Source organism: Lysinibacillus sp. FJAT-14745, assembly GCF_001275675.1.
Taxonomy (GTDB): domain Bacteria; phylum Bacillota; class Bacilli; order Bacillales_A; family Planococcaceae; genus Lysinibacillus.
Map to the genome: position 1 here is coordinate 1 of NZ_LITM01000013.1, position 24,999 is coordinate 24,999.

Annotated in this window: 16 protein-coding genes and 1 riboswitch; of the genes, 3 read left to right on the top strand and 13 right to left on the bottom strand. The window is 38.6% G+C overall.

The window, feature by feature from the left end; all coding sequences use genetic code 11:
* Window positions 1-578 precede the first annotated feature (578 nt).
* The 9 genes from AMS59_RS19320 to hutH all read right to left on the bottom strand — a co-directional run bounded on the left by AMS59_RS19320 (window position 579) and on the right by hutH (window position 12,585).
* Complete coding sequence (locus AMS59_RS19320; RefSeq protein ID WP_082337582.1) at window positions 579-2,456, bottom strand: SLC13 family permease; 1,878 nt, start codon at window positions 2,454-2,456, stop codon at window positions 579-581.
* Between the two features lie 316 nt (window positions 2,457-2,772).
* On the bottom strand, window positions 2,773-3,387 hold the full coding sequence (nadD, locus tag AMS59_RS19325) for a nicotinate-nucleotide adenylyltransferase (protein ID WP_053485353.1): 615 nt from the start codon (window positions 3,385-3,387) through the stop codon (window positions 2,773-2,775).
* A gap of 27 nt (window positions 3,388-3,414) precedes the next feature.
* Complete coding sequence (locus AMS59_RS19330; protein WP_053485354.1) at window positions 3,415-4,884, bottom strand: nicotinate phosphoribosyltransferase; 1,470 nt, start codon at window positions 4,882-4,884, stop codon at window positions 3,415-3,417.
* A 15-nt stretch (window positions 4,885-4,899) separates the two neighbouring features.
* Complete coding sequence (locus AMS59_RS19335) at window positions 4,900-5,451, bottom strand: cysteine hydrolase family protein (RefSeq protein ID WP_053485355.1); 552 nt, start codon at window positions 5,449-5,451, stop codon at window positions 4,900-4,902.
* 89 nt (window positions 5,452-5,540) lie between these two features.
* Window positions 5,541-6,341 carry an NUDIX domain-containing protein gene (locus AMS59_RS19340; RefSeq protein WP_053485356.1) on the bottom strand — a complete coding sequence of 267 codons (801 nt, stop codon included), beginning with the start codon at window positions 6,339-6,341 and terminating at the stop codon, window positions 5,541-5,543.
* A gap of 337 nt (window positions 6,342-6,678) precedes the next feature.
* On the bottom strand, window positions 6,679-7,965 hold the full coding sequence (gene hutI, locus AMS59_RS19345; RefSeq protein ID WP_053485357.1) for an imidazolonepropionase: 1,287 nt from the start codon (window positions 7,963-7,965) through the stop codon (window positions 6,679-6,681).
* The gene (gene hutU / locus AMS59_RS19350) at window positions 7,962-9,632 is read right to left on the bottom strand and encodes a urocanate hydratase (protein ID WP_053485358.1); all 1,671 of its coding nucleotides are present in this window, start codon (window positions 9,630-9,632) and stop codon (window positions 7,962-7,964) included. The genes hutI and hutU overlap by 4 nt, the downstream gene beginning before the upstream one ends.
* Window positions 9,633-9,647: 15 nt before the next feature.
* Window positions 9,648-10,976, bottom strand: a complete 1,329-nt coding sequence (locus AMS59_RS19355; RefSeq protein ID WP_053485359.1) for a YjiH family protein — start codon at window positions 10,974-10,976, stop codon at window positions 9,648-9,650.
* 94 nt (window positions 10,977-11,070) lie between these two features.
* Window positions 11,071-12,585 (bottom strand): histidine ammonia-lyase, encoded by a 1,515-nt coding sequence (gene hutH / locus AMS59_RS19360; RefSeq protein ID WP_053485360.1) that lies wholly within the window; start codon window positions 12,583-12,585, stop codon window positions 11,071-11,073.
* 228 nt (window positions 12,586-12,813) lie between these two features.
* On the opposite strand from hutH, the gene AMS59_RS19365 reads away from it, so the two are divergent.
* Together AMS59_RS19365 and AMS59_RS19370 are read left to right on the top strand one after the other, a co-directional pair.
* Window positions 12,814-14,268, top strand: a complete 1,455-nt coding sequence (locus AMS59_RS19365; RefSeq protein ID WP_053485361.1) for a response regulator transcription factor — start codon at window positions 12,814-12,816, stop codon at window positions 14,266-14,268.
* Window positions 14,269-14,756: 488 nt separating this feature from the next.
* Window positions 14,757-16,262, top strand: a complete 1,506-nt coding sequence (locus AMS59_RS19370; protein WP_053485362.1) for a catalase — start codon at window positions 14,757-14,759, stop codon at window positions 16,260-16,262.
* Between the two features lie 150 nt (window positions 16,263-16,412).
* On the opposite strand, the gene thiC is transcribed toward AMS59_RS19370, so the two are convergent.
* From thiC to AMS59_RS19385, 3 genes are all read right to left on the bottom strand, one after another.
* On the bottom strand, window positions 16,413-18,191 hold the full coding sequence (gene thiC / locus AMS59_RS19375; RefSeq protein ID WP_053485363.1) for a phosphomethylpyrimidine synthase ThiC: 1,779 nt from the start codon (window positions 18,189-18,191) through the stop codon (window positions 16,413-16,415).
* A gap of 270 nt (window positions 18,192-18,461) precedes the next feature.
* Window positions 18,462-18,576: riboswitch (TPP riboswitch) on the bottom strand.
* A gap of 232 nt (window positions 18,577-18,808) precedes the next feature.
* Window positions 18,809-19,738: an AEC family transporter gene (locus AMS59_RS19380; RefSeq protein ID WP_053485364.1), complete on the bottom strand. Its 930-nt coding sequence runs from the start codon at window positions 19,736-19,738 to the stop codon at window positions 18,809-18,811.
* A gap of 165 nt (window positions 19,739-19,903) precedes the next feature.
* The gene (locus AMS59_RS19385) at window positions 19,904-22,006 is read right to left on the bottom strand and encodes a methyl-accepting chemotaxis protein (protein WP_053485365.1); all 2,103 of its coding nucleotides are present in this window, start codon (window positions 22,004-22,006) and stop codon (window positions 19,904-19,906) included.
* Between the two features lie 240 nt (window positions 22,007-22,246).
* On the opposite strand from AMS59_RS19385, the gene AMS59_RS19390 reads away from it, so the two are divergent.
* A complete protein-coding gene (locus AMS59_RS19390; RefSeq protein ID WP_199777798.1) occupies window positions 22,247-24,418 on the top strand; it encodes an FIVAR domain-containing protein in 2,172 nt (723 codons plus the stop codon).
* Window positions 24,419-24,470: 52 nt separating this feature from the next.
* Here AMS59_RS19390 and AMS59_RS19395 read toward each other — a convergent pair whose 3' ends face one another.
* A complete protein-coding gene (locus tag AMS59_RS19395) occupies window positions 24,471-24,995 on the bottom strand; it encodes a BTAD domain-containing putative transcriptional regulator (RefSeq protein WP_234007855.1) in 525 nt (174 codons plus the stop codon).
* Window positions 24,996-24,999: the final 4 nt, after the last annotated feature.

A 24,999-nucleotide genomic window follows, 5' to 3' on the forward strand; every position in this document is an offset into this window, starting at 1 on the left:
TTCGTTCACCAACTCAAGGTTAGCTACTAAAAACTTTATTGATTACGTTTTGCTTGTTCAGTTTTCAAGGTTCATTTCGTCGCCGCTTTTCTCAGCAGCAACTCTTATATAATAACATGTCGTAAACTCGATGTCAACAACTAATTTATTTAATTTAATTGTTTTTCAGCAGTTGTCTTAACGACTTGTATAATACTACACCCTTGATTTTAAAAGGTCAATACTTTTTCTGAAAAAAATTTATAGTTTTTCACTTCATCGAGAAACTTCCTATATAAATGATTAGAAAAACAATTTACTATTAAACTCACAATCTGACGTTAATTTATTGTTTTATTGTTATCTAAAATATAATTTTATCATAATCTCTATTAAAAAATTAATTAATTGTTTTTCATCAAAAACAAAACGAGGCTAGGACATAACTGGTCAAAATCTTAAAAAGCGCGAGAAATCAATTTAGAAACGTTGACTTCTTGCGCTTGTCTGATGTGAAATATTGTAATTTTGCTTTGAAAATATACTTATGTCCCAGCCTCTTTCAGCGGATGTTTTGTTTGGACACCCATTGAAAGAAGTTAAAATGGGAAGAAAAATGGAATTGCTAGCACCATGACAACAAACATAATAATCTGTAACGGCATTCCAATCTTCACAAAATCCATAAATTTATAACCGCCAGCTGTCATCACAAGCGCATTTGTCGGGGAAGCAATTGGTGTGACAAATGCCATACTCGCTGCTACAGCAACAGCAATCATAAATGTCGTTGGACTTGCTTCCATTGCAATCGCGGCATTCATAGCAATTGGCGCGAACAAGACAGCAGTCGCCGTATTACTAATAAACTGTCCAAAAATAACTGTTAAAATATATACGCCAACTAGTACTCCATACGGTCCATAATCTCCAAGTGCATTAATGATACCATCGGATAAAATAACCATACCACCTGTTTTCTCCAATGCAGTCGCCATCGGAAGCATTGCAGCTACAAGCACAATACTTTCAAAATTCATATTGCTGTATGCGTCTTCCATATTTCGCAAACACCCTGTTAATATCATCAATACGGCGCCAATCATAACGGAAATAACAGCAGGGAAAATTTCAAAAGCCATTAAGACAATCATTAAAAGCATAATGACACCAGCAATACCAGCTTTACCTGTTGCCGCTGCGACACTCGCATGCTCTTTCGGCTGACCAACAACAACGACATCCTGCGTTTCCCTTGCAAGCAATAGAATTTCATCCCATGCTCCTTGCACTAAAATGGCATCTCCAAATTTCAATTTATGCGTCACCATATCTTGAAGTTTATAGCCGCCTCTACGATTAATGCCAATTATATTAAGATTATATTTTTCTCGGAAGCCTAGGGTGCTAACAGTTTTATTAATAAAGCTAGAGTTTGGCGTTAATAATACCTCAGCAATACCAAGATGCTTCGATACCAATTCATTCGCCTCTCCTTCAGCTAGTTCCTGCATCTCTAGACTATAATCCGATGCAAAGCGGCGAATATTCTCCTCCTCACCTTGGACATACAATTCATCTTTGGCATGTATCACACTCGTCGGACCTGCCATTTCCTGATATGTCATCGGTAAAAAATTAATGCCCTCTTGAGATCGTCGGTGAATTTTCATCATACAAAGCATATACTTGGCCGGAAGCTTTAATTCTGCTAATGTAGCGTCAATAATCGGCGAATCCTCTGGGACAAACACTTTAAACAAACGGTTGTTTAAATCATATTGCTTAATAATTTTCTTTGGGGATAGTTTATAGTCAGCTTTTGTTTGTGTACGATTTTTTTCATTTGGTAAAAGAATATTGCGTACGAGTACTAAATAGATAATACCGACTATCATTCCTACAATACCGATGGGGGTCACTTCGAAAAATCCTAGCTTATTATAACCTCGATCTACTAATAACTGACTGACAATTAAATTTGTTGGTGAGGCAATTAATGTCATAAGCCCAGAAAGACTCGCAACATAAGAAAGTGGTAGCAAGAATTTCGAAGGACTTTCCTTCATACTAATGGCAATACTAACAACAATCGGCATCATTAAAGCTACGGTACCTGTATTACTCATAAAGGCACCTACCGTCCCTACAATAATGAGCAATAACACAAATAACTTCAGCTCACTATCACCTGACCATTTTAACAATAATCGCCCTGCCATCCCTGCAAGTCCCGTGCGTAAAATTCCTGCGCCCACAACGAACAACCCTGCAATCATTAAAACTACAGAGTTCGAAAAACCAGCAAGCGCCTCTGTTGGCGTTAAAATATCTGTAATGACGAATGCTAGAAGTGACACAATCGCAACGAGATCCGCTCGTACTTTATTTGTCACAAAGGCAAAAATTGTCGCTCCTAAAATAAGAAATGTTAATGTAAGCTGCACTTCTAAGAATTCCTTTCTAACATTAATCATTGTGCTAGGTGATATACAAAACCTTTTGTAATTGTAGCACCTCGCACGTTTGCTATATCATTTAGATTTATTATATCTTACCCAAAACTATATATGGGAAATTTCACCATCTTTTCAAAATAAAAGATTCATCACCATAGCGTGAGGCTGATTTCCGTTCCAGCTGGGTGCGTCGGGCTAACAAGATGTTAGTCACGAAGGCGTGATCACAGGACGTGATGCTTTTAGCCTTCGTTCCTCTATAGCTGATCCCCAAGGAGTCGCTCAGCCTCGGTATTAAACCGCACTCTACTATCATGTATCGGCCTTACCTAGATTATTTTTGATAAAGATTATGCTCTTTAATATAGTCATAACAAGCGTCAGGCAGTAGATATTTGGGTTCACCGCCCATTGCGAATTCTTCTCGAATATAGGTAGAACTAATTTCCATCGCTAAGCCTTTGTCAATCAAATGAAATCTTCCATCATCATGATTCCTCAAAATTGGAGAACGACTAATTGTTGATAACATATCAATTCCATGCCTTGCCATTACGATAAATTTGTTCTCATCTACTAACGCTTCTCCTTTTTTCCACAACCCCGCGCCAATATCAACTAATAAATCGGCTCCCATAATAAAATGAATGTCATCATTAGGGTGCTGTTCTCTAAAATATTTCATCGTATCATATGTGTAAATGTTCCATCCTTCTTGCTCCATTTCATAGGAATCTGCAATAAAACGTTCATCCTTAGCAATAGCCAGTTGCAGCATATTCCATCGATGAGTATTCTCTGTTTTTATTTCCTTGTCCTTTCGTTTATTTGAGCACGGTAAAAAAATGACTTTATCTAATTTGCAACGATGTGCGACTGTGCTTGCGGTCCAAAGATGAACATTTGTGATTGGATCAAAGGATGAACCGTAAATTCCTATTTTTGCCATTATCTATTCCTCCATTTTATTTCCCTATTAATTTATCTCATTCACCATCATCGTGACTTTATCTTTAATTTCCTTAATTCTTGTCATTTTGTTATCCCAGCACGCTTGGCTTAAATCGACGGGATACTCTTCTGGATTCATTGTTCTTTTGTACTCACTCCATAATAGATGTAAGTTTTCTTCTACATATACCTGAATTTCCTGAAGTGTTGGTTCGTTGTAAAGAATGGATCCATTCTTTACAATGTCTTGATGTAATTCTTTTGCTGTAAAATTTGTCACAAATTTGCTGATATAAGTATGAACAGGGTGAAACATTTTCAAGCGTTCTTCTTCTTGAGGATTTTCATAATCTAATGCAATATAATCTCCTTCAGCATGACCATTCCCTTTGTTAATAATTCGGTATATACGCTTCCGGCCTGGAGTAGTTACTTTTTCGGGATTTCCAGAGATTTTAATGGTATCGACCATTTTTCCATTTTCATCTTCAATAGATACTAATTTGTAGACTCCGCCAAGAGCGGCTTGATCGTAAGCTGTAATGAGCTTAGTTCCGATTCCCCACGTATCAATTTTAGCTCCTTGTGACTTCAAATTTATAATCGTGTATTCATCTAAATCATTCGATGCAATAATTTTCGCTTCAGTGAAACCAGCTTCATCTAGCATTTTTCTTGCTTTTTTTGACAGGTACGCTAAATCTCCACTGTCCAAACGAATTCCTACAAAATTGATTTTATCTCCAAACTCCTTTGCGACCCGAATCGCATTAGGAACACCTGAACGCAACGTATCATACGTATCTACTAAGAAAACGCAATCTTTATGTGTTCTTGCATACTTTGTAAATGCATTGTATTCATCGCGATATGCCTGTATGATAGCATGTGCATGAGTACCTGACACAGGGATGCCAAATAATTTCCCAGCTCTTACATTACTAGTTGCAGAAAATCCACCAATATAAGCTGCACGAGTTCCCCAAATGGCTGCATCAAATTCATGAGCACGACGAGTACCAAATTCCATCGCCACGTCCATTCCAATCACTTGTTTAATGCGCGATGCCTTTGTTGCGATAAGAGTTTGGTAATTAACGATATTCAATAAAGGTGTTTCAATTAATTGAGCTTCTGCCAACGGAGCTTCAATTCGTAAAATAGGTTCATTGGCAAATACCAATTCACCTTCCTTCATTGCAGAAATAGTACCTGTAAATTTTAGACTTTGAAGGTATTTCAGAAATTCCTCTGAATATTTCCCTTCCTCACGTAAATATTGAATATCACTAGTAGAAAAACCAAAGTTTTTGATAAACTCCATCATCTTTTTTAAGCCTGCAAATATCGCATAGCCATTACCGAACGGAAGTTGTCGAAAGTACAGTTCAAATACTGCTGTTCTATTTTGAGTACTATCGTTCCAGTATGTTTCGACCATATTTATTTGATATAAGTCTGTGTGCAACATTAAGCTATCGTCTGCATATTTCATTTCCTTTTCCTCCGTTTACATAATAGTAGCTCCGAGAGAATGTTCGAAATGTCCTAACGCCCACTCATGCCCCGCTTGATTAAAAGAAGCCACTGCATTTTTATGAATAACAATGTTAAATCCTTTATTATAGGCATCCACTGCTGTATGAAGAACACAAATATCCGTACATACACCTATTAAATGCAGTTCAGTAATTCCTCTTTCACGCAACTTAATCTCTAAATCCGTGCCTGCAAAAGCAGAATATCTTGTTTTATCCAAGTAGTAGACATGATCTAGATCTTTATTTTGTTCATATAATTCTTTCAAGGAGCCATATAGTTCCCTACCCCCTGTGCCTCTAATATTATGAGCAGGAAAAAGTTTTGTTTCTGGATGATAGCGATCATCTTTTTCATGAACATCAATGGCAAAAACTACAAAATCATCGTTTGAGATAAATTCCTTCGTTAATTGTGTATTTACCTCTTCCAATAGTTGCCCCGGTTTTCCGCAAGTTAGAGCTCCATCTGGTGCTACAAAATCCACTGTATAATCAATATTAATCAATGCACGTTTTGGCATTTTTCCATCACTCCACTTTCTTTTTAATTGGTAATTACAGAATTACAAATTACTATATTGAAAAATTATCAGGAAAGACAGGTGCTTTCCTAATGATAAATTGACTCTACGATTTCGAAGTCATTAAAAGTATATAATTGCGACGGTCTAAACGAATTCCTTTTTGTTTTCTTTGGTTTACCTTCTTCATCTAATACTTTTTCAATAAAAGGTAACTTAGGCGCTTTTGTAAAGAACACAGAGTCATTTGAAACGCGTGGATCATCTCCCACTGTCAATAAAACCCTTTGCAATTCTGATAACGTAAATTCTTCTAGTAAAAAGTTTTTAGCAACTGTTGTTTGTACCATATCTTTCTTAATAAATTCCAAAGCGTCTGAAATGATTTTTCGATGATCAAAAGCTAATTCGAGTTTGAATACTTCATTTATATCGTATAGCTCTATTTCTGCCGCATCATCATTGGCTTGACGCTGGTCGATGTGCACTTCCGGAACAATGGCATAAAAAGCATTTGAAATCATCCAACCCCGAGGATCACGATCCATGTCATCGTAGACACCAAAGTGTTTAATGTGTAGACCACCTACATTCGTTTCCTCCTTCAATTCTCTTTTAGCGGCCATATAGGCGGTTTCCCTTTTTGTCGCATCTACAAATCCACCTGGAAGCGCCCATTTTCCACCTTCGATATTTGGATTTCCTTCATGATCTTGATCAGCACGTTTAATCAACATGATTTTAAGCGTCATCATTGGTGGTGCTTTTTCCTCTACTTTTTCAGATGTTATTGTAAAAATTGCGATATCTGACGTATAGCCATCAGGTGTTAGATATTTAGAAGAATCATAATTCGCAAGAACTTCCTCTTGTGAACGAAATTTTGTCATTTAATAAAACTCCTTTGATACAATGTTTTCTACTATTAATGATGAAGATGAGATGAAACGTAATGACTCCCTGTTGGGCGCGCGTATTTGCTTCGCTTCCGCAGATATTCTCCCGAGCCTCGCGGGTATCTAGTTGTATAATTTGTTCAATCGCCTTCAGTAATTTGCAATTCTTGAATTACTATTTAATAACATGGTAACTTTTCCAGTTCACGTTTTCAACTCTTTTTTATAAAAAAGAAAAAATTTTCAATGAAATAGAGGGCATATTGGAGTACACCTTAATTAAAAAGGGCATAGATAAAGCATTTCTGCCCTATCTATGCCTTGTTAGTATTTAATTTACTAATTGATTTGTCAAAAGAATACCATCTTGTACGACAACTCGCCCATTTTTAATGACAGTATTCGTATGATTCATGCCATAGAAATATTGTAACTGCTTGTAATTGGCAACATCCAATATAATAACGTCAGCTTGTTTGCCCGCTTCAAGAGAGCCAATTTGATGTCCACGGTTAAGGGCGTATGCAGCATTAATAGTTGTCGCTGTTAACACTTCTTCTAGTGTCATGCCCATATGCATACAAGCTAAATTCATGATAAAGGGTAGACTCATCGTTGGGGATGAGCCAGGATTAAAATCAGTTGATATAGCAACAGGTACCCCTTCATCAATCATTAGGCGACCCCTTGCAAATGGCGCACGTAAGAAGAATGCTGTTCCAGGTAGCAACACGGCAATCGTGCCAGCTTCAGCCATTTTTTGAATACCTTCATCAGAAGCAACTAGTAAATGCTCCGCTGAAATTGCCCCTACTTCCGCTGCAAGCTCCGCTCCCTTATAAGGCTCAATTTCATCTGCATGAATTTTCGGTGTTAACCCCAACGCTTTTCCAGCCTCTAAAATGCGTTGTGATTGCTCTGGTGTAAATACACCTTTTTCACAAAATACATCATTGAATTCCGCAAGCTTTAGCTCAGCTACTTTCGGCAGCATGTCATGAATGACTACATCGACAAATTCATCCTCACGACCCTTATAATCACGCGGCACCGCATGCGCCCCCATAAAGGTACTAACGACATCAATGTCATGTGTGGCCTGCAATTCCTTAGCTACCTCAAGCTGTTTCTTTTCTGTTTCCCAATCCAAGCCATAGCCTGATTTTGCCTCAACCGTTGTGACACCATGCTTTAAAAACACATCTAAATGATTCATCGTTTTTCTATATAAATCACCAAAGCTAGTTTCTCGAGTCCGGTTTGTTGTGGCATGAATCCCACCACCCGCATTCATAATTTCCATGTATGTGGCACCATTGAGTCGCATATTAAACTCCTGCTCACGTGTACCTCCATGAACTAAATGCGTATGACAATCAACGAGACCTGGCATAACAACCTTACCTGAGGCATCAATAACCTCAGCCGCCTTAACAAGTTTAGGGAAGTCCGCTTCTAGCTGTGCAATGGGCCCTACCGCTATAATGCTATTTCCCTCCATTAAAACACTACCATTTTCCAGCACCGCAATTTCACGCATTTGTTCTTTTGTACGAGGGCCTTGTTCGGCACTTTTTAACGTGATCACTTCATTGGCGTTTTTGATTAAAATTGTCACTTGGCATCATCCTTTAGCATTGGCATATGCACACCTTTATTCTTTGCTGTATTAATAGCAATTTCATAACCAGCATCTGCGTGACGTACAACACCCATTCCTGGATCCGAAACTAACACTCGTGCAATCTTCTCAGCAGCTAGCTCAGAACCATCCGCTACTAGCACTTGGCCAGCATGTTGTGAATAACCCATACCTACACCACCACCGTGATGCACACTTACCCAGCTAGCACCACTTGCTGTATTAACAAGTGCATTTAGAATTGGCCAATCTGATACTGCGTCAGAGCCATCAAGCATGCCCTCTGTTTCACGATTTGGTGATGCAACTGAGCCTGAGTCTAGATGATCTCGACCAAAGACAATCGGTGCTGATAGCTCACCATTGGCAACCATTTCATTAACCTTCAATGCAAAACGATGACGATCGCCATAGCCTAACCAGCAAATTCGTGCAGGTAACCCCTGCCATTTCACCATTTCTTGCGCCATATCAATCCAATTTACTAGACCTTCATCTTCAGCAAACATCTCTTTTGCAAGTGCATCTGTTTTATAAATATCCTCAGGGTTGCCGGAAAGTGCAGCCCAACGGAATGGTCCTTTCCCCTCACAGAATAATGGACGAATGTACGCCGGAACAAAGCCAGGGAAGTCAAAGGCATTCGTTACACCCATCTCTTTGGCATAAGCACGAATATTATTACCGTAATCAAATACTTCTGCACCCGCTTGTTGGAATTCAAGCATTGTACGAACATGCTCAGCCATCGTCTCTTTTGCTCTTCGCTCATACGTTTTTACATCACTTTTACGCAGTTCAAGTGCTTCCTCAAACGTCATGCCATTTGGAACATAGCCATTTATCGGATCATGGGCAGATGTTTGGTCAGTGACAAAATCAGGGATAATTCCACGGTTCAATAGCTCACGATTAACGTCTGCACAGTTGCCAACAAGACCAATGGACGCAGGCTCTTTTTGGTCACGTAGTTTATTGACTAATTCAATCGCTTCATCTACTGTCTCTACAAGATAATCACAATAGCCCTCTTTAATTTTACGTTCAATTCGAGCACGTTCCACTTCGACTACTAAAATGACAGCGCCAGCCATTTTCCCAGCTAAAGGCTGTGCACCACTCATGCCACCCATACCACCCGTAAGGATGAATTTACCGCGTAAATCTGCTGTGCCAAATACTTTTTTACCGGCCTCTACGAATGATAAATACGTTCCTTGTAAAATGCCTTGTGCGCCAATATAAATCCAGCTACCAGCCGTCATTTGACCGTACATCATTAAATCGCGGTCCTCTAACTCATAAAAATGCTCCCAATTTGCCCATGCTGGCACTAAATTAGAATTCGCAATTAATACACGTGGTGCATGTTCATGCGTACGGAATACAGCTACCGGTTTTCCTGATTGAATAAGAAGTGTTTCATCATTCTCCAATTCTTTTAATGATGCAATAATTTGCTCATAGCTCTCCCAATTACGCGCTGCCTTCCCGATACCACCATAAACGATTAGTTCATCTGGATTTTCAGCTACTTCAGGATCTAAATTGTTCATTAACATACGCATTGCAGCTTCTTGAGTCCAGCCCTTACATGTTAATTCATTCCCACGTGGTGCACGAATATTTGTTTTAACTACCATTAAAAACACGCTCCTTTAAAATAGTAAAAATGCTATTGGTGTTACGATGATTAAAGTTAATACGACACGCTCAAACCAAATGAGTAAAATTTGGCGCAATGTCAATGGAATTTCAGATGATAAAATAAGCGGAATAACGGCCGAAAAGAACAGAACTGCCGATATTGATACAACCGCCACAATAAATTTCGTCACAAGTGCTGCCTGCGTGACTACAAGTGCTGGTAAAAATACTTCTGCTAACGATAATGACAGCGCCTTCGCTGCTAAATATGGTTCCGGAACTTGTAACACATATGTGAATGGTACAAAAATATACGCAAACCAATCAAAAATTGGTGTATATGTTGCAAGTACAAGCCCTAGTAGACCAATTGATAGAATCGATGGAATAACTCCCATCGCCATAATGATGCCATCCTTTAAATTCACCCATAAAACTTTAGATAAAGGTGGATTTTGCTCAACTGCATCCATCGCTTGACACCATGCTTCTTTAAAACGGTCCTTCTTTACAATCTTTTCTGGCATCGGCGTCGCACCCTTGTAGTATTCATCCTTCATTGAACGAAGTGGATAAATACGCGCTGTTAACGCAGTGACCACAAATGTTACAACGAGCGACACCCAGAAAAACGCATTCCAATGCTGCATAATATCCAGCGTACTCGCAATGACAACCATAAACGTTGCAGATACAGTCGAGAAACCTGTTGCAATAATCGCTGCTTCCTTCGCTGTGTAGCGACCTTCCATATAAACACGGTTCGTTAAAAGTAAGCCTACCGAATAACTACCGACAAATGAGGCAACTGCATCCACTGCTGAACGCCCAGGTGTTTTAAAAATAGGCTTCATAAACGGCTGTGTTAAAACACCGATGTATTCAAGCAACCCATAGCTTACTAGAAGTGCTAAAAACAAAGATCCAATCGGGATTAGTATCCCTACTGGCTTAATAAGCTTCTCCAGTAAATACGGACCGATACTTTCATTCGCTAGCCATGCAGGTGCTATATTGAAAATCAATAAAATTCCGGCAACCATACCGCCCACTTTAAAAATTGACAATACAATATTGACGATCGACTTATTCCACTTCTTCGTAATGAATGGATGAACCGCTCCACCTACAAGCATTATGAGCACATATGCAGTTACCAATAGTGGTGCTTCGGCGCGAATAAAATTCACGATGTGATCAATTAAAATTGTATTCTTACCTTGCCATTCAAACGATATGAAGAAACTGAATATTCCGACCAAGCTGCATGCAATCATCTTCATAGCGGAGGAGACTCGGAATTGCGAGTCCTGCCTCAGCTCTTGTTGTTGAAATTCCATCCTTTTCCCCCTCGACCGTTAATTAGAATTCCCTATCAATCCGGACAAGTTGAAAGATTTGTTGGATTCCTACAGGAAATTATCATCTTAAGGTTTACACATACTCATTTAATAGAACATCACTCGTTAATAAATACTGTGAAAGCGCTTCAATCTCATCGCCAATTGGTTGATCCGCTAGCAGCGGCGGACAAAATTCACGCACTTTTTCTAAAAACTTTCGCGTTGTTGGAGATAACTGCTCTTCTGCCTTATCTAAATGGATAGCCTGCGATGCACAAATCATTTCTATCGCAATGACACGAGCGGCATTGTGTACGATTTGACGTACTTGGCGTGCTGATGTTGTACCCATGCTCACATGATCCTCTTGGTTTCCTGATGTCGGTATAGAATCCACACTTGAAGGATGTGCCAATACTTTGTTTTCAGATACGATAGAGGCCGCTGTATATTGAGCAATCATTAGTCCACATTCAATACCAGGATTTGTCGCTAAAAATGGTGGCAAACCTTCATTAAGCTGTGGATTAACCATACGTTCTGTACGTCGCTCCGAAATATTAGCCCATTCACTTACACCGACTTTTAAAAAGTCCATTGCTAATGCAATTGGTTGACCGTGGAAATGGCCACCAGACAATACTTCTCCATTTTCTAAAACAATCGGATTATCTGTCGTTGCATTCATTTCAATTTGCACACGGTCCTGAGCATAGAAAAATGACTGCCATGAAGCACCATGCACTTGCGGAATGCAACGTAGTGAATAGGCATCCTGCATGCGGATTTCACCTTGCTTTGTCACACGTTTACTGCCATCAAGCCACTTACGGATTCGTCCGCCAACAAGCTCTAATTCCGGGTGTGGCCTTACCGCCAAAAGCGCTGGATCAAATGCGGAAGTAATACCCTTCAGAGCCTCAAGCGTTAAACTTGCTGCCATATCTGCTGCTAGCCCCATACGCTCTGCCTCATTCACTGTTAAAACTCCGATCCCCGTCATTGCTTGTGTACCATTTACTAGCGCTAGCCCTTCCTTAGCTTGTAGTCGGACAGGCGTTAGCCCAGCTTGCTGCAACGCCGTACCACCGCTCATAATCTCTCCATTAAACTCCGCCTTGCCTTCACCCACTAGTACTAAAGCCAAATGTGATAACGGCGCTAAATCTCCACTTGCTCCAACCGAACCTTGAGAAGGTACAATCGGATGTACTCCCGTATTTATCAAATCCAATAGCAGTTGCACTGTTTCCAGACGAATTCCTGAAAAACCCCGCGCTAAAGCATTGGCACGTAAAACCATCATGGCACGTACAACATCTGTTGGGAAAGGCACACCGACACCCGTTGCATCTGAGCGCAATAAATTCAACTGTAAAAGCTCAATGTCTTCTTCTTCAATCTTTATATTACTTAGCTTTCCAAAGCCTGTATTCACACCATATATCGTTTGCCCCTCAGCTAAGCGTTTTTCAATTCGTTCCCTACTTAAACGTATGCGCTCCACGCTGTCTAGAGAAAGCGCTACCGTGGCACGACCTTCTACAATTTCCCCTATTTGCTGTCTTGTTAATGTCTTGCCATCGAGCTCGATAATAGACTTCATAATGACATCCCCCTGTTCCCTTAAAGCTATGTAAAAATGCTTTTAATCCATTTCGCTATCGCTACAAAAGATAAATAACAATTACACTAACTACATTGTACTAACTACTTTTTTCAGAAAATAGAGAATTTTAAAAGAGAAAACATGAATTATTTCAGATTTTTTGTTATTTTAATAATATAATCGTATTTTTTTACGAAACTAGAAAATTTTAAGGAGGTTTGAGTTTTGAAATTGTTATTAATTGATAGGGATTCCACTGACCTTTCAGGAATTCGGTGGTTTTTACATACATATTTTCCTGGGGATGTAACTATAGAAATCAGTACAACTATTAATGAGGCACTTCAAAGTATCCAGCAATTCGAGCCTGAGGTGATACTGCTAAATATCGACCTATTCTCGAATAATCGTTTAACTGCACTTTATCGGGTTTTACAAAAACATTCAGGGACTATTTTAGCTATGACGACAGAGCCACTGTTTAAAAATGCATTAAAGGCAATTGATTTACAGGTCGCCCATCTCTTCGTTAAACCAATTGATTTAGAAGTATTGAAGCAAAAACTCACTGCTATTTCCCTTCGGACAACCAAAGCAGAAGCAGTGTATCAAGATGCAACAGATGAATCCTTTTACTATCAACTATTTTTAGATAGTAAAACTAGTTCCCTAGAATCAAATATACATTTCGCAATGATCGAGCCTGAGCATTCCGAAATGTTTAACAAACTATACAACTGGCTTCAGCAAACTCCAATTTTTTATAGTATGAAGATTTATCCTTTATCAGAAAGAATTGTATGTCTATTCCAAACGAATGATTTAAAAATCGTAGAGAAGGATGTTCGTACATTAATGAAGGAATGGCGATTAACAAATAATAGCTCGTTAAATATCGGGATTTATGATAGGGAACCTACAACTATGAAGAATATGTATACCTTAACGAAACGTGCACTTCATCAAAGCTTTTACGAAGGCTATGGACACATTTTTTACGCTAGTAAACAATTGGAAACACAGCCCCTCGATCCTTTACTAACACCTGAAGAGCAACAATTATTGATAAGTAGTTTAGAGGACGGAAATATTGAAGCTGTTAAAGCATTTTTATATCGACTATCTAATGAAGGAATTTATTATGAGCAAGATGACTTACGTATTCATCTAACGAGTGTTTTGGCGCAAATTAGGCGCTTTATGCTGAAGTATAAATTACATGAGAAAGCTGCAATTGAGCAAAATTATCGTCAGCTTTTTCATTTAATTATTGAATATCCTATATTTTATACCATTCTAAATGGCATCATATCATTTACACAAAGACTAATTGAATTAGCTCGTGAGGCAAGAATGGAAAAACGGGCTGACTATGTAGAACTAGCTATAGAAATTATCGATCAGCAATTTCAGGATAACGGGTTATCTTTACCTTACGTTGCCCATAAATTAGGGATTAGTCCCAATTATTTAAGTACGATTTTTTCAAAGAAGCAAGGCTTACCATTGAAACGCTACCTACAGCAGGTACGAATTCAAAATGCCACAAAAATGCTTGTAGAAACGGATTTTGCTATTAGTGAAATTGCCTATTTAAATGGTTTCGATGATTCGAATTATTTCATTAAGATTTTTAAACAACACATCGGAATTACTCCCCATCGTTATCGTAAAACATAAAAAGGCACATCAACGTAACATGGGGTTGATTGCAGTTCCAACTGGGCGCTTGTACGAAAGCGTAGCGGATGAAGGCTTTATCATTTTAACCATCCTCTCCTCTATTTGCTCACTCCCGGGGACTGATTGCCAAGGAGTCGCCAGTTTTCACTGCAATCAACTTATACCTAGTGATCCTATTATTTTTTCAATTATTACATGCCATTTTCAATAAGATTACATAAACAAAAGAATTCACCTTTAATTTTGAGCTATCTCTTCTCTATAGCTTATTTTTAAGTAATTCTCGAAAATGTTTAAAAAAACTAAATTAGTGGTAAAGATTATTCATAAACCTTTTAAATTCAGCATATATTTATAGTTTATATCTTAATATAAAAATTCTTTAACAATAATCATTATAATTTACTAGCAATTCTAGTTTGTGTTTGTTATAGTTATTGATGTAGAGTTTGACTCACAATTTTTTCTTCAGGAGGTAAACTAATATGACAAACCAAAATGATCGTAGCCGTCGTTTTACAACAGCAGGTGGTGCTCCAGTAGTAAGCAACCACGATTCAATGTCAGCAGGCCCCCGTGGTCCTCTATTACTTCAGGATGTATGGCTAGTTGAGAAATTAGCAAACTTCAACCGTGAAGTTATTCCTGAACGTCGTATGCACGCTAAAGGTTCAGGTGCATTCGGTACTTTCACTGTAACGCATGATATTACTAAATATACAAAAGCAAAAATCTTCTCAGAGATTGGGAAGAAAACTGAAATGTTTGCACGCTTCTCCACAGTAGCAGGCGAGCGTGGTGCAGCGGATGCTGAGCGCGATATCCGTGGCTTTGCACTTAAGTTCTATTCCGAAGAAGGTAACTGGGATTTAGTTGGTAACAACACACCTGTATTCTTCTTCCGTGATCCATTACACTTTACAGATTTAAACCACGTGGTAAAACGTGACCCACGTACAAATATGAAAAATGCTAATTCAAACTGGGACTTCTGGACTTTATTACCAGAGGCACTTCACCAAGTAACAATCGTTATGTCTGACCGTGGTATTCCGTCTGGTTACCGCAATATGCATGGTTTCGGTTCTCACACTTATAGTTTTATTAATGCTGAAAACGAGCGCGTATGGGTTAAATTCCACTTCCGTACAGAACAAGGCATAGATAACTTAACAGGTGCTGAGGCAGGTGAGATAATCGGTAACGACCGTGAATCTTCACAACGCGACCTATATGAGGCAATTGAAAAAGGTGACTTCCCTAAATGGAAAATGTACATTCAAGTAATGACTGAGGAACAAGCTCGTGAGTTACCATATAATCCATTTGACTTAACAAAGGTATGGTATAAAAAAGACTTCCCATTAATTCCTGTAGGTGAATTCGAGTTAAACAAAAACCCGGACAACTACTTTGCGGAAGTTGAGCAATCAGCATTTGCACCGTCAAACATTATTCCTGGTGTAAGCTTCTCACCAGACAAAATGTTACAGGCTCGTATCTTTGCTTATGCAGATGCACACCGCTACCGCTTAGGTGTAAACCACCACTCGCTTCCTGTAAACGCACCAAAATGCCCATTCCGTTCATTCCATCGCGATGGTGCTATGCGTTTCGATGGCAACCTTGGTTCAACTTTGGGCTATGAACCAAATAGCTACGGCGAATGGGAGCATAACTTAGACTATAAAGAACCTGAATTACGTATTGACGGTCATGCTGGTATCCACGACTTCCGTGAAGACGACAACAACTACTTCGAGCAGCCGGGTAAATTATTCCGCCTAATGACTGCTGAAGAGCAACAACGCCTATTCCAAAATACTGCTAATGATATGGCGCCAGTTGAAGAATTCATCAAACGTCGTCATATCCTTCACTGCTATTTAGCTGATCCAGCATATGGTGAAGGTGTAGCAAAAGCTATGGGTCTTTCATTAGAAGGTATGGATCTTTCAAACCCATACGTAAAACAACCAACTAACGTTTAACTTATTTCAGCAGGCAAATTTATTTTTCCATTATTATTGATATCCAAATCCAACTTTTCACTCCATGTGAAGGGCAACTTCACATGGAGTTTTTTTATCTTAATGACAAAATAAAGCTTGTGCCTAATAGACACAAGCCTGCTCTAATAATTATTGATAAATTTGACTACCTGCCTTTTTAAATTCCTCCGCTTTCTCCTGCATACCTTTGTGGATTGCTTCAGTTGTATTTAAGTCACTATCTTTTGCATAATTACGAATATCCTGTGAGATTCTCATACTACAAAACTTAGGTCCACACATTGAACAGAAGTGTGCAGTTTTCGCTCCTTCTGCAGGCAATGTTTCATCATGATATTCGACTGCACGCTCTGGATCTAGAGATAGGTTGAATTGATCGCGCCAGCGGAATTCAAAGCGTGCCTTAGATAGTGCATCGTCACGCTGCTGTGCTCCCGGATGCCCTTTCGCTAAATCTGCCGCGTGTGCAGCAATTTTATACGTAATAACCCCTACACGAACATCCTCACGATTTGGTAAGCCAAGATGCTCTTTAGGCGTCACATAACATAGCATTGCCGTACCATACCAACCTATCATCGCAGCACCAATAGCCGATGTAATATGGTCATAGCCAGGAGCAATATCTGTTGTCAGTGGCCCTAAAGTATAGAATGGAGCTTCCTTACACACCTCTAACTGCTTGTCCATGTTTTCTTTAATAAGATGCATTGGTACATGCCCTGGCCCTTCTACCATCACCTGTACATCATGCTTCCAGGCAATTTGCGTTAATTCCCCTAGCGTTTCCAACTCCGCAAATTGAGCCTCATCATTTGCATCTGCTATAGAACCCGGGCGTAAACCATCACCTAAAGAGAAGGCAACATCGTAGGTTTTCATAATTTCGCAGATTTCTTCAAAATGAGTATACAAGAAGCTCTCTTGATGGTGATATAAACACCACTGTGCCATAATCGAGCCTCCTCGAGACACTATGCCTGTTACACGATTAGCCGTTAATGGCACATAGCGCAGTAATACTCCTGCATGAATCGTGAAGTAATCAACACCTTGCTCAGCCTGTTCGATTAACGTATCACGATACACCTCCCACGTTAAATCCTCTACCACACCATTAACTTTTTCTAGCGCTTGATAAATCGGCACCGTTCCCACTGGCACCGCGGCGTTACGGATAATCCATTCACGTGTCGTATGAATATGCTTACCAGTAGATAAATCCATAATGTTATCAGCACCCCAGCGTGTAGCCCACGTCATTTTTTCTACCTCTTCTGCAATAGAGGATGACACCGCTGAATTTCCAATATTGGCGTTAATTTTTACGTGAAAGTTACGCCCAATAATCATCGGCTCTGCCTCAGGGTGATTAATATTAGATGGCAAAATAGCACGTCCTGCCGCGATCTCTGAGCGCACAAATTCTGGGTCCATATTTTCGCGAATCGCTACAAATTCCATTTCCGGAGTAATCATTCCCTTTCGTGCATAGTGAAGCTGTGTTACATTTTTACCTTTCTTCGCACGCAAAGGCTTTCTAGATAAATCAGGAAAAACATTTTCATTCATTCGTGGATCATCAGCTTTGCGGAATCCATTATCTTCTGGCTTGATAGTACGACCTTCATATTCTTCAACGTTACCTCGTTCTTTGATCCATGCACTACGTAAAGCTGGCAATCCTTTCGTAATATCAACCTTATATTCAGGATCAGTATACGTGCCGCTCGTATCATAAACACGAACTGGTGCATTTTCCTCTTCACCAAAGCTTCCTGTCGTCGGACTTAGAGCAATTTCACGCATTGGCACTAAAATATTTGGTCGAGATCCTTCTACGTAAACTTTTTTACTTCCTTCAAAACTTGACATAATCGTAATATTCTTGTCGTTAACTGTTGTCATAAACTACTTCGCTCCCTTTTACATTTATATAAGGACCGAATCTAGCTCACCCCAACAGAAAATCAATTTCGCCTTGGCGTAATTGCGTCCGGAGGCTTTGTCTTCATTCAGCAGGTGTTTGGCACCCACTTGTTAGGAAGCTTAACCGCATACATCTCGTCACCTGCAAAGATAGGAGTCTTCCGCTGAATGAAGACAAAAAGCCGAATCCAAAAAAAATTTGGATCCGGCTAAGAATGTAAAGGTATAGTTATTGCAAATAACATAGAGTGCAATAATGGTTAACTTTCCCACGCTGGTATGAGCCAGATCAGGTCCAAAGGGTCAAGAAACCTCTAAGCGTTTCCCTCTCAGCCTGACTCGTCAGACTCCCCTAGTTAATACTATTAAGTTTGATGCTAGTGTAGCAGATATTGCTAATAGATGGAAGCTTCATTTGAATATTTTTGGCATATCAGCAAGAGTTAGCGTCCAGATGAGACCCTGAGCGCGCAGGCGAAGTGGCTCATCGGATGCCCTCAGGAAAATATGAATACTTTGAAGATTTATCGGAACAATTTCAGATTTTATCGGCATATTATCTTGTTTTATCGGAACAATCTCAGTTTTTATCGCCTTTAGGTAAACAACAGTTCTGCTACATAAATCACGATTGTTACTGTAATACAGCTCACAATCGTTGAAAATAATACTGTTTGTGCAGCAGTTACCGATTCTACGTCATATTCTAATGCCAGACTAGAGCTATTTCGCGATGTCGGGAACGAGCTAGCTATAAAAAGTGATTGTGCCACGACACCGTCAAGACCAAGCGCAAAAATGATTAGCAATGCTACGACTGGCCCTATGACTAATCGTGTAAAACAGCTAATGAATACTATCTTATTAAACATGGATTTGATTTCAAGCTGTGATAGTTGTGCCCCTAAGGTTATTAATGCTACGGCGATAAAGCCATCTGCCACATGGTCTATCGGAATTCTTACAAACTGTGGAATAGCGATATTAAAATAGGTCATTGCAACACCAATAATAAGTGCATGAATAATAGGCATTTTGAGGAAGTCTTTCACAATAGACATGCCCGATTTTGTTGAAGAGATTAAATTGTACAAGCCGTAAGTATAGGTCGTCATATTTTGAAATATGACGAGAATGACCTGAATCGCCACTCCAATTGGTTGGGTCACGAAAATCATTTGTGCAACCGGAATACCATAGTTACCCGAATTAATTAGGACAACACTATTTTTAAACACTGCCGCCTCTGTTTTTACTAAACCGAGTCCCTTTGCTAGAAAGTGACTAAGCACCATTTGGCTTCCGATAAAGAGTAGAATAAATAACGCAACTTCCCCAAGCACAGACAGCTTTATACTCGTTTCATATATATTCACAAAAACTGCTGCTGGCATGAAGCAATATGTAATAAGTTGAGATAACGCTTTTAAATTAAAGTGAAATTTCTTTTGTAAAACTGCACCAAGTACTAGCAACACTAAAATCGGAGCTACAATTTTAAAAAAAATCATACCGAGATACATCATAGCGTGTCCCCTTTCCTCTCCTATAGTAGTGCTGTTTTAATACTTGGTCAATGTACCTCACCGTTAACTCATAGCCCTTTACGAGGCATTTTTAGCCCTATGCCTTTTACTATAAATAAACAGAAAGACTGCCTCACATATTGAAGCAGTCTTTCTTAAATTCCATTAAGTAAGTTTAAAGCGATTAACGACCTCTTGTAATTCTTTTGAAATCTCGTTCATATTATTGATGGACTCTGCAACCTTTTGTAGTTCCGCTTGTTGGTCAATAGCAGATGCACTTACCTGTTCTGCAGATGCAGCAGTCTCCTCAGAAATAGCAGAAATACTTTGGATTGCCATAATCGCTTGATTTTTATGCTCTAACATATGAGAAAGTTTAGTCATTAACTCACTAATTGACGTTGCAATAGAACTAGAAAGCTCACTATTGTCTTTAAAGGCAACCTCAGTGCTTTGTACTGACTCATTTTGAGCTTGTATTAAGCCCGCGTTTGAAGCAATGACAGCAACCGTTTGTTGAGAATTTTCAAGAATGCTATCTACCGTTTGCTTAATAACCTCTGTTTCATTTCTGGATTGCTCTGCTAGCTTCCGTACCTCCTCAGCGACAACTGCAAAACCTTTACCATGTTCACCAGCACGTGCAGCTTCTATGCTTGCATTTAAGGCTAATAAATTTGTTTGCTCGGCAATACCCTGAATAGACGCTATAATCTGATTGATATTGGCAATATTAGACGCCAATGACTCCATTTGCTGCTGAATACGTCCATTCATTGCATTCGTTTCTGAGTTACGTTCACGTAAGCTTTCGACTTCTTTCATTCCTTCGTCTGTAGTTGTTTTCGTTTTATTCGATAGCTCATCCATTTCATTTGAAAGCGTTGTAATAGCATCAATTTGATCGGATAAATCAATCATTCGATAATTGGTTTCTTCTGTATCCTCAGATTGCTTTGATGCCCCTTGCGCAATTTCATTAATAGCTACCGAGACCTCTTGACTTGAAGCAACTATTTCATTAAACGCCTCATGAACATGATCTGATGATCGATTAAGTAATGTCGTAGCATTCAGCACAGTTTGAATGGCGCTATTCGTTTGATCTAACATATTATTATAAGCTAATGCAACAGCACCAATCTCATCAGGCTTAATATATTTCTCATCCACTTTTTGAGTTAAATCTCCATCTGCTGCCGTTTCAATAGAAGTGCGTAAAAACTTTAATGGCTTCAGTAATTTATAGATAAATAGTATACTAGCGACGGTCATTAAAACGACTATAATAATTGACGCTATGATGGTAAAAGTAAGCACATAATTATAGGTTTCTAATATTTTGGATTTTGGTAGCACTAATTGTACAGTCCATGTTTCATCAATCCCATCTAACTTCATCGGAGCAAAAACGTTAAATGAATTTTCCTTAAGCTCTTCGGAATCCAAATACATACTTTTTAGCTCGCCACTCTCCATTGTTTGTTTAATGCTTGTCCAGTCCAAATTATCCTGCATATTTAATCCTTTTAATGACTCACCAAAGCTATTTGCAGTTAAAACTCCATTATTAGTAATAATCGCTGCATAGCCACCATCTGGCTTTACGGACTCTGTCAATCCCTTTAAATAATCAATAGCTATATCAGCCGTCAATGTGCCGAAAAATTCTCCAGAAGCATCGACTAATGGAACAGCAATCGTTGTCATCGGTACTGTCTGTCCATTTACATTATAATCATATGGCTCAGTTAAAACTGCTCGTCCTTCTTCTTTTGGTATCCAATACCACTTAGAAACACTCTTATCTTCGAGGCCTTCAAGAGAAGCGGTTGTTATTTTATTCCCATCTTTACTTAAGTAAGGGACAAAGCGATTTTTTGAATCTACCAAAGTAGCATTAATTGTCGGATCTACTTTTGTGGAGTTCTGTTCAAAAACAGCGCCTACACCAAGTAAATCTTCATTATTAAGTAAATTACTTTCCATTATGTCTATTACGCCTTTAGCAGAAAGCTCACCTTTTTTCTCCATACCCTCAACTATACGTTTCGTCGTAAGTAAAGTCGTGTTTACTTTTTTAAAACGTTCACTCATCTTTGCTGCCGAATATTCAGCAGTTTCCAGTGTTGCACTTTCTGCATCATCAACACTTTGACTCTTTAAAATAACACCTACAATAACCGTATATGTAATAAATAACACTAAAAATAAACCTATAATTAGTGCAGATAGCTTTAAAGCAATACTCCTAGATTTCCCCATCACAACACCCCACTTTTATACATAATGATAATGGATGGAAGGCCGTATCACAATAAGGTATTTAGCGAATTAAGTAGAAATTTTGAGATTTATAGAGAATTTTAACGTTTGCATTTCAAAATAATAAATCGAATAAAAAGGACTAATTATCCATTTATTTTCGGTTGACTAGTAACATATACTAAAATATTGAAATATATGATATATTATCTACTAAATACTACAATTGGAGTGATTAGTTTGAAAAACAAAGCGTTATCGACTTTTATGGCAACAGCTATTACAGCAACCTTAGTTTTGCCAGTATCACCTGCAAACGCCGCTTCAAATGATTCCTCTTTAAACCACTCAATTCAAATTGATGGGCAGGTAGCTGAAGCCAAAACAAAGGGGCAAATCGTTACCATTAATAACATCACTAAAGATAAAGTACTTACATCCAATGGCCAATTTAAAATTAGTCAGTCGCTGAAGTCTCTCTTAAAGACATCAAATAGCACTGCCTTGGCAAATGCTGAAGCTACTATTATCGTAAAGAACGGTGAAATTACAAGTATTACAGCACTAACTCTAACTAAAGCTGGTACAAACAAAAAAGAGGTATATTTTGATGGCGGTGGCGAACAAATTGATGGAAGCCTAACTGTAAATGCCGATTATGTAAAAGTTCAAAATGTAACGATTAAAGATGAGCTTATTGTAACTAATCGTGTGAAGAAGGCAATTGCAATTGATGACGTTACTATCGGGGATACAATTACTTTTAAACCTTTATTGACTAGAAATATTAATTGGTTAAATGTTTCTCTAAAAGATATTACATCTCCAAACATTAACTTGGAGCGTACTAAAGTAAATATGACTTCTGACAAAACTATTTCAAAAATCGATGTAGTTGGTAAAGTTACAGCATTTGAAGTCACAGCCAATGTTGATAAGCTTACAATCGATGTTGAGAAAGATTTTAGCCTTTACGGAGAAGGTAAAATTGAACAAGTGGTTGTCAAGCAAGGGGCAAAAGTGGCATTGGATTCAGGTCATCTCATTAACAGAGTGCAGGTGGATGATAAAAAAGCCTCTGTGACTTTACCTGTCGCGAATAAAACTGAGCTAAGTAAATTAGTGGCTACACCTCCGTACGTTGCAGTTTCTTATAATGGGAATGACATTTTAACAACTGAAAAATGGACAACACAAGCTGAACGTTCAGTGTTCGAATCAGTAGTAGCTAGTGCAAGAACAGTAGCTAATAATCCCAACGCCTCACACGAACAAGTGAACAATGCGATTACACAATACAAAAACGCATTAGCAAGTTACCAAGCCGTACAAAAAAATGGAACAAAATATACTTATGGCGATAAGTCTTCACTTCAATCGCTTATCAATTCCATTCAGTATGTTGCAGTTTCTTGGAATAATGGTAATGATGTAGCATCATATACACCTTGGACGACTCAAAGTGAGAAGGATGCTTTAGCTTCTGCCGTTTCATCTGCTCAGTATGTTGTCAATAATAACTATGCAACTCAGTCTGATATCACAAATTCTATTAGCAATTTAAACTACGCGATCACCGTTTATAAGAATGCACAAAAATATGGTACTTACCAAACTAATGGAGATAGATCTGCACTTTTATCGCTTATTAACTCTGTTCAGTATGTTGCAGTTTCTTGGAATAATGGTAATGATGTAGCATCATATACACCTTGGACGACTCAAAGTGAGAAAGATGCTTTAGCTTCTGCCGTTTCATCTGCTCAGTCTGTTGCAAATAATAACTATGCAACTCAGTCTGATATTACAAATTCTTTTAGCAATTTAAACTACGCGATCACCGTTTATAAGAATGCACAAAAATATGGTACTTACCAAACTAATGCCGATAGATCTGCACTTTTATCGCTTATTAACTCTGTTCAATATGTAACCGTTTCTGTTAATGGATCTGAATTGTCTTCTAATACGATTTGGACGACTCAAAGTGAAAAAGACACTCTAGTTTCTGCTGTTTCCTACGCCCAAAGTGTTGCAAATAATGGCTATTCGTCTCAGTCAGAAATTTCGTCTGCATATAATTATTTATATAATGCTATTTCAACCTATAGAAGTAATCATAAATCCGGTGTAAACTATCGGAATTATGTTGATAAATCTTGGCTAACGTCACTTATTAATACTGTTCAGTATGTAAAGGTTTCTGCTAATGAAGATGGAACTGACGTACCCTATTATGAAAAGTGGACAACAGAAAGAGAAAAACGTGACCTAGAAAAAGCAGTGCAAAACGCTCAATCTGTTGTCAATAACTCCTATGCATCTTCGTACGAAGTGACAGATGCTATTAACAGTTTAGACAAGGCAATCAACATTTATAAAGAAGTCCAACGTTCTGGTAAACAACGATAAAAATTGAAAAGGGCTCAGCATAATACCGAGTCCTTTTCAATCTCATATAAAATTAAATCTCAACCAAAACATCTACCAGTGAGCTCGTACTCATTTTGCTCCAGTCTTTATACCATTCTTCAATTTCCACACTCGGCTCCACTGCTAATTGCTCCTGCAGCATTTTTGTTAACAGCCAATATTGTTCTTCCACAGCTGCAGTGTTGTTCAGTAAAGCGTAGAGCTTCATCAAGGTGAAATAGCTATCTTCCTCATCAGTAGAAAATGATTGAACTTTTTCTTGCACCTTCACAGCGGCTTGATAGTCTTTATTTTTTATATAAAACTCACTTAATTGTTGAGCATAGTGCAACCACAATCGTCTTAGTCGCTCTTTTTCACTTTCTGACCATATATAACCGTTATCACCTAAATAATCGCCTGTATAAGCTTGGAATACACTCTCATACTCCTCTACCGTTCCCTGGTCAAGTGGAGGCAAAGATTTTAATTGAGTTAGCCATTGCTCAACATCAATTACTACATCTTCTAGCAATAATTTATAACCTGAATTCAGTAATGGACTAGAGATCTTCACACCA

What these genes read in the sequence shown, in the direction of transcription:
- AMS59_RS19340 (WP_053485356.1), bottom strand. Translation starts at nt 6,341, where the DNA reads ATGACAAAATTTCGTTCACAAGAGGAAGTTCTTGCGAATTATGATTCT.
- AMS59_RS19355 (WP_053485359.1), bottom strand. Translation starts at nt 10,976, where the DNA reads ATGGAATTTCAACAACAAGAGCTGAGGCAGGACTCGCAATTCCGAGTC.
- AMS59_RS19385 (WP_053485365.1), bottom strand. Translation starts at nt 22,006, where the DNA reads ATGGGGAAATCTAGGAGTATTGCTTTAAAGCTATCTGCACTAATTATA.
- thiC (WP_053485363.1), bottom strand. Translation starts at nt 18,191, where the DNA reads ATGACAACAGTTAACGACAAGAATATTACGATTATGTCAAGTTTTGAA.
- hutU (WP_053485358.1), bottom strand. Translation starts at nt 9,632, where the DNA reads ATGGTAGTTAAAACAAATATTCGTGCACCACGTGGGAATGAATTAACA.
- AMS59_RS19380 (WP_053485364.1), bottom strand. Translation starts at nt 19,738, where the DNA reads ATGATGTATCTCGGTATGATTTTTTTTAAAATTGTAGCTCCGATTTTA.
- AMS59_RS19330 (WP_053485354.1), bottom strand. Translation starts at nt 4,884, where the DNA reads ATGAAATATGCAGACGATAGCTTAATGTTGCACACAGACTTATATCAA.
- AMS59_RS19320 (WP_082337582.1), bottom strand. Translation starts at nt 2,456, where the DNA reads ATGATTAATGTTAGAAAGGAATTCTTAGAAGTGCAGCTTACATTAACA.
- nadD (WP_053485353.1), bottom strand. Translation starts at nt 3,387, where the DNA reads ATGGCAAAAATAGGAATTTACGGTTCATCCTTTGATCCAATCACAAAT.
- hutH (WP_053485360.1), bottom strand. Translation starts at nt 12,585, where the DNA reads ATGAAGTCTATTATCGAGCTCGATGGCAAGACATTAACAAGACAGCAA.
- AMS59_RS19370 (WP_053485362.1), top strand. Translation starts at nt 14,757, where the DNA reads ATGACAAACCAAAATGATCGTAGCCGTCGTTTTACAACAGCAGGTGGT.
- AMS59_RS19335 (WP_053485355.1), bottom strand. Translation starts at nt 5,451, where the DNA reads ATGCCAAAACGTGCATTGATTAATATTGATTATACAGTGGATTTTGTA.